At 73.8% G+C, this 12,900-nt stretch carries 12 protein-coding genes and 1 pseudogene; 6 read left to right on the top strand and 7 right to left on the bottom strand.

Annotated features, from left to right (window positions below):
• Positions 1-2 precede the first annotated feature (2 nt).
• Genes JYK04_RS06395 through JYK04_RS06385 form a run of 3 tightly spaced genes read right to left on the bottom strand, consistent with a single transcriptional unit; the run spans position 3 to position 1,940 of the window.
• Positions 3-701: a response regulator gene (locus tag JYK04_RS06395; protein ID WP_189748227.1), complete on the bottom strand. Its 699-nt coding sequence runs from the start codon at positions 699-701 to the stop codon at positions 3-5.
• Between the two features lie 54 nt (positions 702-755).
• Entirely contained in the window at positions 756-1,448 is a 693-nt protein-coding gene (locus JYK04_RS06390; RefSeq protein ID WP_189748225.1) for a CBS domain-containing protein, read from the bottom strand.
• A gap of 27 nt (positions 1,449-1,475) precedes the next feature.
• A complete protein-coding gene (locus tag JYK04_RS06385) occupies positions 1,476-1,940 on the bottom strand; it encodes a Crp/Fnr family transcriptional regulator (RefSeq protein ID WP_189748223.1) in 465 nt (154 codons plus the stop codon).
• 253 nt (positions 1,941-2,193) lie between these two features.
• Between JYK04_RS06385 and JYK04_RS06380 the strand changes: the two genes are divergently transcribed.
• Both JYK04_RS06380 and JYK04_RS06375 read left to right on the top strand, forming a co-directional pair.
• Positions 2,194-2,664 (top strand): pyridoxamine 5'-phosphate oxidase family protein, encoded by a 471-nt coding sequence (locus JYK04_RS06380; RefSeq protein ID WP_189748221.1) that lies wholly within the window; start codon positions 2,194-2,196, stop codon positions 2,662-2,664.
• Positions 2,665-2,928: 264 nt separating this feature from the next.
• Positions 2,929-4,632: a SulP family inorganic anion transporter gene (locus tag JYK04_RS06375; RefSeq protein ID WP_189748219.1), complete on the top strand. Its 1,704-nt coding sequence runs from the start codon at positions 2,929-2,931 to the stop codon at positions 4,630-4,632.
• A gap of 39 nt (positions 4,633-4,671) precedes the next feature.
• Here JYK04_RS06375 and JYK04_RS06370 read toward each other — a convergent pair whose 3' ends face one another.
• The 4 genes and pseudogenes from JYK04_RS06370 to JYK04_RS06355 all read right to left on the bottom strand — a co-directional run.
• Positions 4,672-5,085: a VOC family protein gene (locus tag JYK04_RS06370; protein WP_189748217.1), complete on the bottom strand. Its 414-nt coding sequence runs from the start codon at positions 5,083-5,085 to the stop codon at positions 4,672-4,674.
• The gene (locus JYK04_RS06365; RefSeq protein WP_189748215.1) at positions 5,082-5,657 is read right to left on the bottom strand and encodes a MepB family protein; all 576 of its coding nucleotides are present in this window, start codon (positions 5,655-5,657) and stop codon (positions 5,082-5,084) included. The genes JYK04_RS06370 and JYK04_RS06365 overlap by 4 nt, the downstream gene beginning before the upstream one ends.
• A 73-nt stretch (positions 5,658-5,730) precedes the next feature.
• Positions 5,731-6,123: a TOBE domain-containing protein gene (locus JYK04_RS06360; protein WP_189748212.1), complete on the bottom strand. Its 393-nt coding sequence runs from the start codon at positions 6,121-6,123 to the stop codon at positions 5,731-5,733.
• A gap of 9 nt (positions 6,124-6,132) precedes the next feature.
• A pseudogene (locus tag JYK04_RS06355) lies at positions 6,133-6,600 on the bottom strand (diaminopimelate decarboxylase); the annotation flags it as partial.
• 178 nt (positions 6,601-6,778) lie between these two features.
• Between JYK04_RS06355 and JYK04_RS06350 the strand changes: the two are divergent.
• The 4 genes from JYK04_RS06350 (at position 6,779) to JYK04_RS06335 (ending at position 12,650) form a co-directional block, all read left to right on the top strand.
• Positions 6,779-7,708 (top strand): oxygenase MpaB family protein, encoded by a 930-nt coding sequence (locus JYK04_RS06350; RefSeq protein WP_189748210.1) that lies wholly within the window; start codon positions 6,779-6,781, stop codon positions 7,706-7,708.
• Between the two features lie 26 nt (positions 7,709-7,734).
• On the top strand, positions 7,735-9,846 hold the full coding sequence (locus JYK04_RS06345) for a serine/threonine-protein kinase (protein ID WP_189748207.1): 2,112 nt from the start codon (positions 7,735-7,737) through the stop codon (positions 9,844-9,846).
• Entirely contained in the window at positions 9,843-11,411 is a 1,569-nt protein-coding gene (locus JYK04_RS06340; RefSeq protein ID WP_189748205.1) for a phytoene desaturase family protein, read from the top strand. The genes JYK04_RS06345 and JYK04_RS06340 overlap by 4 nt, the downstream gene beginning before the upstream one ends.
• 285 nt (positions 11,412-11,696) lie before the next feature.
• Complete coding sequence (locus JYK04_RS06335) at positions 11,697-12,650, top strand: IS481 family transposase (RefSeq protein ID WP_189748766.1); 954 nt, start codon at positions 11,697-11,699, stop codon at positions 12,648-12,650.
• Positions 12,651-12,900 lie beyond the last annotated feature (250 nt).

Raw genomic sequence — 12,900 nt, 5'->3', positions numbered from 1 at the left:
TCCTACCGTTTCTCCGTCCCGGCGTTGTGCTCGTGCACCTGGGCGGCGATGACGGCGGCCTGGACCCGCCGTTCGACCCCGAGCTTCCCCAGCAGCCGCGAGATGTGGTTCTTGACCGTCTTCTCGGACAGGTAGAGCCGCTTGGCGATCTGCCGGTTGGTGAGGCCGTCGCCGATGAGTTCGAGGACGGCCCGCTCCCGCTCGGACAGGGCCGCCAGGCGGGCGTCCTCCGGTGCCTTCGCCGCTTCCGGGTCGCGCAGGGAGTGCATCAGACGTGCGGTCGTCGCGGGGTCCAGCATGGACTGGCCCGTGGCGACCGTACGTACGGCCGAGACCAGGTCGGAGCCCTTGATCTGCTTCAGCACGTAGCCGGCGGCACCCGCCATGATCGCGTCCAGCAGTGCGTCCTCGTCGTCGAAGGACGTCAGCATCAGACAGGCCAGGCCCGGCATGCGCGAGCGGAGCTCTCGGCACACGGTGATGCCGTCGCCGTCCGGCAGCCGCACGTCGAGCACGGCGACGTCCGGGCGGAGCGCCGGCCCGCGGGCCAGCGCCTGTTCGGCGGTGCCGGCTTCGCCCACGACGGTGATGTCCGGCTCCGTGTCCAGGAGGTCTCGCAGCCCGCGCCGGACCACCTCGTGGTCGTCGAGGAGGAACACCTTGACCGGCGCCTCGGCGGAGCCGTTCGGATCATCGGACATGATCGCCCCTGGTTCGGTCCGCTCCCTGCGTTTCCACCGGAATTCTCTCAGGAACTAGGCAGCGATGCCGCCCGCCGTGCCCTCCCTGCCCTCCGTGCCCTCCGTGCCCTCTGTGCCCTCTGTGCTCCCCAGCTCCATCCGGACGTCCACGACGCCCTCGACCGCGCGGATCGCCCGCGCGAGCAGGGGGACCAGGGCCCGGTCCCGCAGCGGGCCGCGCAACGTGACCACGCCGTCCTGTACGGCGAATTCCAAGGTCACCGCGGGCGCCAGGTCGGAGAACACGGTCTGGCGGATCTCCTCCTCCAGTTCCTCGTCGGGCCGCAGGAACACCTTCAGGAGGTCGCCGCGACCGACCACGCCTTCCAGCATGCCGAGCGCGTTCACCACGGGCAGGCGCTTGACGTGCTTGCGGGCCATGATCCGGGCGGCTTCGGCGACGGGCGCGTCGGGGTGCACGGTGATCGCCGGACTCGACATGAGCTCCTCGGCCAGCACCGCGCCGGCCTTCGAAGCCTCCTCCAGCTGCTCGGGCAGCGCGGGTTCCGTACGCCGGAACTCCTCCTTCGGCAGCAGGTCCGCCTCGGAGACCACGCCGACGACCCGGCCCTCGCCTTCCAGCACGGGGACCGCGCTGACCTTCCACTCGTGCATCAGCTCGACGATCTCCTTGTAGGACGCCTCGCGGCCGATGGCGACGACGGTGTGCGTCATGACGTCACTGACGGTGTAGCGGGGTGCGGGCATGACCGGCTCCCTTCGCGGTGCGGACGATCAGCGGAAGCTGCCGCTGCCGTAGGGCGCGTACAGGTCGAGAAGGCGTACGCGGGCGGCCTGCAGCCGGTGGGCGAGGACCTGCCCGACCCAGTGGCCCAGGGCGGAGCCGAAGGCGGTGTCGGTGTCCATCAGCATCCGTACGCGCGCCGCGTCGAACTCGTACGCGCGGACGGGCGTCATGGCCTCGGCGCCCAGGCGCCAGGCGTACGGCTTGAAGAGCCACGAGCAGCCGACGAGCTGACCGGCGCCGAGGCTCTCGATGACGGCGGCGCGCCGCCCGGGCACGTGCACGTCCAGGGTGACCGTGCCGGTGCGGACGATCCAGAACCGATCGGCGCGGCCGCCCTCGCGGAAGAGCCGCGTGCCCTCGGGGAAGTTGACCTCGTGGGCCAGTTCCATCAGCCGGGAACGGCAGTCGGCGGGCAGCGCCTCGGAGATACGGGTGGGTGACGGGGTGATCATGGACGGCCTCCTGTTCGAGTCCGTCTTCAGTCTTGGTGTTCCCGCCGCTCGTGGGCATGGGCCCGGTGGTCCCGACTGTGGGCCGACCGGCCCATGCCGGGGCCCGGCGCGGCCGGAGATCCTGGCACCGGACGCCCGGCTCGCGGCCGTCGCCCCCGTCCCCGCCCCCCGTCCCGCCCCCGTCCCGCACCCGCGCCGGCCGACAGCGGGCAAGGGCCCCGGCGTCCCGCCCGCTCGACCAAGGATGCCCACGATGAAGAGTGACCCGGCCCGTACGACCACCGGCCCGCCCGCCGTCACCGTGCCGGGACGGCGGATGGAAGAGCTCGGCGCCGACGAGGCGCTGCGGCTGCTGGGCACCGTCGAGCTGGGCCGGATCGTGTTCACGCGGCACGCGCTGCCCGCCGTGCGACCGGTCAACCACCTTCTCGAGGACGGCGACATCATCATCCGCGTCCAGGACGGATCGACACTGGCCGCCCTGCTCGCGGCCCGGCCTGGCACCGGCGTGGTCGTCGCGTACGAAGCCGATGCCATCGACCAGGGCGCGCACCTGGGGTGGAGCGTGGTCGCCACCGGCTACGCCACCGCCGTCACCGCCCCCGGCGAGGTCGAGCGCTACGCGCACCTCCTGCAGCCGTGGGTCGAGGGCACCACCTCGGGCGCCGTCCGGATCAGGCCCGACCTGGTCACCGGCTTCCGTCTGCTGGAGAGCGGCCCCTAGGCCGTCTCTTTCGGATCTTGCCGGGCCCGCGACGCCCGGCACCGCACCTGGCCGCGTTGTCGGGGCGCCCGAGTACGTCCAGTACACGGTGCGCTCCTCCGCCTTGCCAAGCACGGCACCGGACGCCGCGGGCTCGGCCGACAAGATCCGGAAGAGACGGCCTAGCGGCCGGCCCGCTCGCGCGCTTCACCTCCGCACAGCCCTCCGCCCGGCACGATGGTGGGGCACAGGCCCGCACGGCCCGCACGGAGTCCCGGAGGTGCCATGCCGAAGCACGGACGGATCACCGCGATCCCGCCCGCCTTCCGGGACTACGGCAGGAACTGGCTGCGGGGCGACGTCCTGGCCGGGATCACGGTCGCCGCCTACCTGGTTCCCCAGGTCATGGCGTACGCCGGTGTGGCCGGCCTGCCTCCGGTCGTCGGCCTGTGGGCCGTCCTGCCCGCCATGGCCCTCTACGCCCTGAGCGGCACCTCACGCCTGCTGTCCGTCGGACCGGAGTCGACCACCGCCCTCATGACCGCCGTGGCCGTCGGACCGCTGGCCGCCGGCGACCCCGCCCGCTACGCGGCGCTCGCGGCAGCCCTGGCACTCGTCGTCGGCCTGCTCTGCCTGGTCGCATGGGCCGTCCGGCTCGGCTTCCTGGCCGACCTCCTCTCCAGGCCCGTACTCGTCGGCTACCTGGCCGGAGTCGCCTTCATCATGATCGTGGACCAGCTGCCCCGACTCACGGGTACCAGCGGCAGCGGATCGGGGTTCTTCCCCCAGCTCCTCTCGTTCCTCCGCCACATCGGCGACCTGCACCTGCCCACGACCGCCATGGCCGCGGGCTGCCTGCTCCTGCTGTTCACCCTGCCCCTGCTGCGGCGGCCGCTGCCCGGACCACTCGTCGTCCTCGTCCTCTCCACGGCGGTGGTGGCGGTCTTCGCACTGGACGAGACCCAGGGGATCGACGTCATCGGCCCGGTCCCGACCGGCCTGCCGGATATCGCCCTGCCCCGGCCGGCCGATCTCGCCGGTCTGGTGCTGCCGGCGCTCGGCGTCCTCCTGGTCGGCTACACCGACGTCGTCCTGACCGCACGCGCCTTCGCCCGGAACGACGACCCGTACCCCCTGGACGCCAACCGCGAGCTGCTGGCCCTCGGCACGGCGAACCTCGGCGCCGGACTCCTGCAGGGCTTCCCGGTCAGCAGCAGCGCCAGCCGCACCGCCCTCGCGGACTCCTCGGGAGCCCGTACCCAGGCGTACTCCCTCGTCGGCGCCGCCTGCGTGGCCGCCGTGCTCCTCTTCCTCGGCCCGCTGCTCAGCCACACCCCCTCCGCAGCCCTCGGCGCCATCGTCGTCTACGCCGCCGTCCGCCTGGTCGAGGTGAGCGAGTTCCGCAGGCTGGCAGCGTTCCGCCGCCGCGAGTTCCTGCTCGCGCTCGGCTGCGGTCTCGGTGTCCTCGCCCTCGGCATCCTGTACGGCGTGCTCCTCGCCGTGGCGCTGTCCGTCGCCGAACTGCTCACCAGGGTCGCCCGCCCCCACGACGCGGTCGAGGGCATGGTGCCCGGCCTGGCCGGCATGCACGACATCGACGACTACCCGACCGCGCGCACCATCCCCGGTCTCCTCGTCTACCGCTACGACTCACCGTTGTTCTTCGCCAACGCCGAGGACTTCCGCCGCCGGGCGCTGGCCTCGGTCGCCGCCCAGGACGACCCCGTCCACTGGTTCGTCCTGAACACCGAGGCCAACGTCGAGGTCGACATCACCGCCCTCGACGCCGTCGAGGCCCTGCGCTCCGAACTCGCCCGACGGGACATCGTGTTCGCACTCGCCCGCGTCAAGCAGGACCTGCGCCGCCCCCTCGACGCCTACGGCCTGACCGCCGCGGTCGGCCCGGAGCACATCTTCCCCACGCTCCCCACCGCCGTCGCCGCCTACCAGGACTGGCGGCGCGCCAGGGGCCACGACCCCGCCCTCTGACCAGGACCGTGCTGCCCGGCAACACCACCGTCCGGGGGATCAGCCGGCGGCGGCGAGGGCGACGAGTTCGACCTCGAAGCCGTCGTCGTTCTCCAGGTAGGCGGCGTAGTGCTGCGGTCCGCCGGCGTGCGGATGCCGGTCCGGGAACATCAGGTGCCAGCCGTGGCGGGTCGACTCCTCGGCCAGGCGGTCGACCGCGGCCGCGTCCTCCACATGGAACGCCAGGTGGTTCAGTCCCGGCCGGCAGCGGTCGTGCCGGTCGGAGGTGAGGGCCGGGGACCGTTCGACGACCAGGTACGTCGGCCCGAGGCGCCAGCTGCGGCCGTCGGCCCAGTGCTGGTAGGGCGTGTGGCCCAGGGCCTCCAGGAGCCAGCCCAGCGAGGCGGTCGCGCGGTCGAGGTCCGGCACCCACAGCTCGACGTGGTGCAGCGTGCCGCTGACCGGCCGGCTCACGCGTAGAGCTCCCGGGCGCGCACCAGGTCGACCGGTCCGTTCTGGGGCAGGGACAGGGGCAGGAAGTGGTCCAGCTGCCACTCCTGGGCGCTGCCGGCCTGGCGGTTGGTGGTGGTCACCCAGGGCGGGTAGACGCGGAAGGCACGCTTCCCGCCGGAGCCGTCCGTCGATACGACACCGTGCCGGCGGAGCGCGTCCCGAGGGAATACGAACTGGCCGAAGCGGTGACCGTCGCGCGTGCCGATGACGAAGAGGTCCACCGGGTCCGCGGCGTCGAACGGCTGGATGGGACCGGCCTCGGAGCGCTTCCACACGGTGACGAACTGGCCGACCTTCGTGGGGGTGGTCTTCGCCGCGCGGAACCGGACGGCACGGTCGTCCAGGGTGAAGGTGTGGGCGGCGTAGGCGGCGCCCTCGGCCTCCGGGACCGGCAGCGAGCAGGTGAATCCGCAGGGGTCGTAGACGAGCGCCTTCGCCGCGACGAGGTCCGCGTGGGTCCTGGCCGTGGCCGCGGCGGAGTCCGACCACGGCTGGGGGAGGGGAGGCGATGAGGGTGCGTGGTGCGTCGTCATGCCTTCACCCTGTCATGGCCCGGACCGGGGCCGGGACCGGGCCCGCGGTCCGCGGGCGGCCCACCGCATGCCGTCAGTCGAGGTCGATGTGGACGCTGGTGGACTTCACGCGGGCGACCGCCTGTACGCCGACCGCGAGTCCGAGCTCCTCGACCGCCTCGCGGGTCAGCAGGGAGACCACGCGGTGCGGGCCGGCCTGGATCTCGACCTGGGCGGCCACCTCGCCGAGCGTCACCGCCGTCACGATCCCGGGCAGCGCGTTGCGCGCGGAGGTGGCGGACTCGCCGTCGCCCTCGGCCGCCTCCTGGGCGAGCGCCACGCAGAAAGCGGCCAGGTGCACGCCCTCGACCATCCGCTTGTTGCCCTCTCGCAGGGTCGGGAAGCGGCCGGCGTCCGCCCAGCGGCGGGCGGTGTCGGTGCTGACGCGGAGGAGTTGGGCGGCCTCGCCGATGGTGTAGAGCTGCACCCCGCAACTCTATGCCCCGACGTCCCGGTGGCGGAGATCGTCCGGGGTCTCGCGCCGGACGAGCAGCCGCGCCGTGCCCTCGTGGACCGCGATCACCGGCGGGCGGCCCACCAGGTTGCAGCCCGAGGCCGTGGACAGCCGGTACGTGCCGGCCACCGGAACCGCGAGCAGATCGCCGGGCCGGACGTCGGCGGGCGGCGGAACCTCCGCCGCCAGGATGTCGCCCGCCTCGCCGCGCCCGCCCACGACCGTGGCGGTACGGGAATCCGCCGTCGGGCGGCGGCCGATGGGCCGGGGAGCGCAGCGGATCCCGTACCGTGCCGGCCGCGGGTTGTCGCTCATCCCGCCGCCCACGGCCACGAACACCCGCTCCCCTGTGCGCTTGACGGCCGGCACCCGCTACAGGGCCACCCCGGCCGGGCCCGCGATCGCCCGCCCCGGCTCGACGGCAAGCCGGGGCACGGGCAGCCCGGCCGCCCAGGCCCGCTCCCGCGTCCGTCCCCGCGCCCACGGCCCCCGCCCCCCTGACGGGACCCTGACGGCCGCGGCCGCGGCCCCGGTCCGTACGGATCGCCGACGGCCGCCGACGGCCGCCGACGGCCGCCCCGGATCGGTAGGCTGGAGCCGCCGGACGCCTGCGACGGGGAGGTACGGGATGGGGACCACCGGGACCGGAACGCGCCCCGGACCACGCCGGGGACCGCGCCCCGGCGCCGACCCGGGGCTGTACGGCCCGTCGTCCGTCACCTGGCAGTGCCACGGCGATCCGATGATGTGGATCGCCGGGCTCCGGGCGCTCTACCTCCAGGCCCTCCACCCGCGCGCCGTCCGCGGGGTCATGGAGAACTCCGACTTCCGCGCGGACGCCTGGGGCCGGCTGCTGCGCACCGCCGACTTCGTCGGCACCCTCACCTACGGCACCACCGAGGCCGCCGAGCGCGCCGGCCTCCGCGTCCGCACGATCCACCGCAAACTGTCCGCCACCGATCCGGACACCGGCGAACGCTTCCCCGTCGACGACCCCGAGCTGCTGATGTGGATCCACTGCGCGCAGATCGACAGCTTCCTGCACGTACTGCGCCGCTCCGGCGTCCCCCTCACCCCCGACCAGGCCGACCGCTACGTCGACGAGAACCGCGTGAGCGCCCGCCTCGTCGGACTCGACCCGGCCGGGGTCCCCGCCGACACCGCCGGGCTCGCCGCGTACTTCGAGCGGATCCGCCCCGAGCTCGCCGCCGGCCCCGACGCCCTCGCCGTGGACGACTTCCTGCGCGGCCCGCCCGTCCCTGCCCTCCTCGTACGTGGCCGAAACCTGCTGTGGCCGCCGCTGGCCGGACTGGCGTACGGTTCCCTCCCGGGCTGGGCGCACCAGCTGTACGGGCGGCCCGCACCGGCCCCGCGCAGCGTCACCCGGCGCCTGCGCCTCACCGGACGCGTACTGCGCAGCATTCCCGCAGGTCTACGCTGGCAGCTGCCTCCAGGTCACATCTTGAAAGCGATGCGCCGCATGGGCCCCGGGAGCCGCCCCTCGCCGTACACACTGCGTACATCAGCGGCCATACTGGACCGGCCGGGGAGGGCGTAGCACGAAAACGGGGGCGGCTTTAAGACATGGCGGAGTCCAGACTGATCCAGGGCCGTTACCGGTCGCTCGATCTGATCGGGCGCGGCGGGATGGGCGAGGTGTGGCGCGCCCGGGACGAATCGCTGGGCCGGCAGGTCGCCGTGAAGTGCCTCAAGCCGATCGGCACCGAGCAGGACGCCCACTTCACCCAGGTGCTCCGCGAGCGGTTCCGGCGCGAGGCGCGCGTGGCCGCGTCCCTCCAGCACCGCGGGGTCACCGTCGTCCACGACTTCGGCGACGACAGCGCCGCGGGCGGCCCGCTCTACCTGGTCATGGAACTCCTCGAGGGCCGCAACCTCAGCCAGCTCCTCGAGGACAACGACACGCGCCCCCTCCCCGTGGACGTGGTCGTCGACATCGCCGAGCAGATGGCCGCCGCGCTCGGCTACACGCATGACCAGGGCGTCGTCCACCGGGACCTGAAACCCGCCAACATCATGCGCCTCACCGACGGCACCGTGAAGATCTGCGACTTCGGTATCGCCCGCCTCGCCCACGACATCGGCTTCACCGCCAAGCTCACCGGCGGCGGCATGGCCATGGGCACCCCGCACTACATGTCACCCGAACAGATCGCGGGCGGCGAGGTCGACCACCGCAGCGACCTCTACTCCTTCGGCTGCGTCCTGTACGAGATCGCCACCGGCGCCCCGCCCTTCGACCTCGGCGACTCCTGGTCGGTGCTGGTCGGCCACCGCGACAACGCGCCCGTACCCCTGCGCGAGCACCGCCCCGAGCTGCCCGGCTACTTCGACGAGGTGGTCCTGGACCTGCTCGCCAAGCGCCCCGAGGACCGGCCCGGCGACGCCCGCCACGTGCACCGCCGGCTCGTCGAGGCACGGCTGGGACCGGGCGGGCTGCCCGGCGCCCAGGCACCGCTCCCGCCCTGGGCCCGCGGCATGACCGCCGGACGCAAGGCCGGGATCGACGCCCGTCCGGCGAGCGGCGAATGGGCGGTGCTCACCGGGGCCTGGACGGCCGCGCGCCCCGCGGGCGGGCAGCCGGTGCCGCGCCCGCGCGGCGCGTACCCCCCGGTCCACCCCGGCACCACCACGATCATCCGTCCCGCGCCCGCCGAGGACCCGCGGCTCACCGCCGCGTACGGATTCCCGCGCCCCGCCGGCCCGCGGGGCAGCGGCCCCGACGCGCTCGCGGCCGGCTATGCGCGCGCGTACGCCCTCAGCCGCGCGGGCCGCCCCGAGGAGGCGCTCGCCGGGTACACGGCCGTGGCCGAGGGGCGCACGCGGGTGCTCGGCGCGGACCACGCCGACACCCTCGCGGCGCGCCAGGAGACCGCGTACGAGCTGGGCCGGCTCGGACGCCACCAGGAGGCGCACGACGTCTACCGCGCGGTGCTCGTCGCCCGCGAGCGGACCATGGGCCCGCTCCACCCCGACACCCTGCGCTGCCGGCACAACCTGGCCTGCGCGCTGGGTGCGCTGGGCCGGTACGCGGAGGCCCACGCCACCGCCGTCTCCGTCGCCGCCGACCGGGCGGCCGTCCTGGGCGCCGAGCACGCGGACACCCTGCTGACCCGCTACGAGGCGGCGTACGCGCTCGGCCGCCTGGAGCGCTGGCAGGAGGCCCTGGTCGCCTTCCACGAGGTCGGCGTCGTACGGGAGCGGGTGCTCGGCCGCGACCACCCCGACACCCTGGCCGCCCGCTACGAGGTCGGCATCGCGCTCGGCCGCACCGGCAACAGCCAGCAGGCCCTCGACCTGTTCCGGGGCCTGGTCCGCGACCGCACCCGCGCCTACGGGGTCACCGACCCCGAGACGCTGCGCGCCCGGCACGTCCTCGGGGTCAACCTGGGCCGTCTGGAGCGCTGGGCGGAGGCGGCGGCCGAGGCCCGGCAGGTGGCAGCGCTGCGCGCCGAGGTGCTCGGGCCCGAGCACCCGGACACCCTGGTCAGCCGCCGGGAACTGGCCGGAGGGCTGGGCCGGCTGGGCCGCTGGGACGAGGCGCTGCCCATCTACCGGGACATCTCCGGCATCCTCGAGCGGTCCCTCGGCGACGAACATCCCGACACGGCGCTGGCCCACGCCGACGAGGCCCACTGTCTGGAGCGGCTCGGCCAGGTGTGCTACCAAGAGCCATGACGACCTTCGGGCGGGACGTGTACGACGACGTGATCGTGGGCGGCGGGCACAACGGCCTGGTGGCCGCCGCGTATCTGGCGCGGGCGGGCCGCTCGGTGCTGGTCCTGGAGCGGCTCGGGAACACGGGCGGGGCGGCGATCTCCAGCCGTCCCTTCGTGGGCGTCGACGCCAGACTCTCGCGCTACTCGTACCTCGTCTCCCTGCTCCCGTCGAAGATCGTGCGCGATCTGGACCTGCGGTTCGCGGTACGCCGCCGCACGATCTCCTCGTACACGCCCACCGAGCGGGGCGGGCGCCCCGGCGGACTGCTCGTCGGCGGCGGCGAGCAGCGCACCCGGGAGTCCTTCGCACGGCTGACCGGCTCGGAGCGGGAGTACGAGAGCTGGCGCGCCTTCTACGGGACCACCGGGCGGGTCGCCGGGAAGGTGTTCCCGACCCTGACCGAGCCCCTGCCCACGCGGGCGGAGCTGCGGGACCGGATCGACGACGAGGCCGCCTGGCGGATGCTCTTCGAGGAGCCCCTCGGGCAGGCCGTGGAGCGGAACTTCGCCGACGACCTGGTCCGCGGGGTGGTCCTCACGGACGGGCTGATCGGTACCTTCGCGGACGCGCACGACCCCTCCCTCGCACAGAACCGCTGCTTCCTCTACCACGTCATCGGCGGCGGGACCGGTGACTGGGACGTTCCGGTCGGCGGCATGGGCGCGCTGACGGACGCCCTCGCGGCGGCGGCCCGGGCGGCCGGTGCCGAGATCGCGACGGGCCACGAGGTGCTGCGGATCGACACGGACGGGGTCGCCCCGGCCGAGGTGGTGTTCCGCACGGCGACCGGGGAGGGCCGGGTCGTCGGCCGTACGGTCCTGGTGAACGCCTCGCCGCAGGCCCTGGCCGAACTCCTCGGCGAAGCCACGCCGCAGGGCGCGGCCCCGGCCCCCGAGGGCGCCCAGCTCAAGGTCAACATGCTGCTGCGCCGACTGCCCCGGCTCCGGGACACCTCGGTGGACCCGAGCGAGGCCTTCGGCGGCACCTTCCACATCGCCGAGGGCTATGCCGAGCTCGCCCGCGCCTACGCGGAGGCCGCCTCCGGCGAGTTGCCCTCCGTGCCGCCCTCGGAGATCTACTGCCACTCGCTGACCGACCCGACGATCCTCGGCCCGGAACTGGTGGAGCAGGGCTACCAGACCCTCACCCTCTTCGGCCTGCACGCTCCGGCCCGGCTGTTCGGACACGACAACCAGCAGGCCCGGGAGGTCCTGCTGACGGCCACCCTCGCGCAGCTCGACGCGCACCTGGCCGAACCGCTCACCGACTGCCTCGCCTTCGACGCGGACGGCCGCCCGTGCATCGAGGCGAAGACCCCGCTGGACCTGGAGCGCGAACTGCGGCTGCCGGGCGGCCACATCTTCCACCGCGACCTGTCCTGGCCCTACGCCGACCCGGGCGGCCGGTGGGGCGTGGAGACCGCCCACCGCAACGTCCTGCTGTGCGGGGCGGGCGCGGTCCGCGGCGGCGGCGTCAGCGGGGTCCCCGGGCACAACGCGGCGATGGCGGTGCTCGGGCACTAGGCCGTGTCCGCAAAGTAGCGCCGGCCGCCCGGAGGGCGGGCCCCGCGGCGTCTGGTGCCGTGCATCGCAAGGCGGAGGGCCGCCCGTGTACTGGACGTACTCGGGCGGCCCGACAACGCGGCGAGGTGCGGTGCCAGGCGTCGCGGGGCAGGCGGGACTTTGCGGACACGGCCTAGGTGTGTTGTCCCGGGACGTTGGTGACACGCGTGCTGGGTACTTGAAATGGGTGAGGGCCTCCGGGTTCGGTGTGGATTGCGACATCTGCACCGATCCGAGGAGGCCCTCGTGCCCCACCGTAACGCCCCGCTGACCGAGACCGGGCGACTGCGCCTGGCCCGCTGTGTCGTGGACGACGGCTGGCCGCTGCGGCGGGCAGCGGAACGTTTCCAGGTCAGCCACACCACCGCCGCCCGCTGGGCCACCCGCTACCGGCAGCTGGGCATCGCCGGAATGAGTGACCGCTCCAGCCGACCGCACCACCAGCCGCGCCGAACACCGGCCGAGGTGGAAGACCAGGTACTGCGTCTGCGGCGTGAACACCGGATCGGGCCGCTACGGCTCGCCGCGCGCTGCGGCATCACACCCTCGACCGCCCACCGCATCCTGATCCGTCACGGCCAGCCACCACTGGCCGCACTCGACCGGGCCACCGGCGAACCCATCCGCCGCTACGAACGCGCCCGCCCCGGCGAACTCGTCCACATCGACGTCAAGAAACTCGGCCGGATCCCCGACGGCGGCGGCCACAAGACCCTCGGCAGAGCCGAAGGACGCCGCAACAAGACCGGTACCGGCTGGGCCTACCTACACACCGCGCTCGACGACCACACCCGCCTCGCCTACACAGAAGACCTGCCCGACGAGACCGCCCCCACCTGCGCCGCGTTCCTGCAGCGGGCGACCGCCTGGTTCGCCTCCCTGGGCATCACCGTCGAGCGGGTCCTGACCGACAACGCCTGGGCCTACAGCAAGAACACCTGGCGCGATACTTGTCGTGACCTGGGGATCAGCCCCAGGCGGACTCGGCCCTGGCGTCCACAGACCAACGGCAAGGTCGAACGCTTCCACCGCACCCTGCTCGACGAATGGGCCTACCGGCAGCCCTACACCTCAGACCACGAGCGCATGGAAGCGTTTACCGACTGGCTGCACTGGTACAACTACCACCGACCCCACACCGGCATCGCAGGCCAAACACCCGCCAGCCGCGGCACCAACCTGTCCGAACAACACACCTAGGCCGTCTCTTTCGGATCTTGCCGGGCGTCGCGGGCCCGGCAAGATCCGGAAGAGACGGCCCAGCGGGTTGCCGGGATTCGGCCGGACGGGTGGATCGTGCGTGCCCCGTCCGGTCGGCGGGCCGGGCGCGCCGGCCCGGTCACGACCCGGATCCGGGGGTGTCCGGCGCCGCGGCGCGCGGTACGGCACGGGGGCGGCGGAACTTGCCCGGGACGGCAGCGGTTTTGCAGGCTGTCCGTTGCCGGTCCCC

This window comes from Streptomyces nojiriensis, assembly GCF_017639205.1.
GTDB classification, from domain to species: Bacteria; Actinomycetota; Actinomycetes; order Streptomycetales; family Streptomycetaceae; genus Streptomyces; species Streptomyces nojiriensis.
Note: the sequence above shows the minus strand (reverse complement) of the source record. Positions and strands in the feature narration are given on the sequence as shown.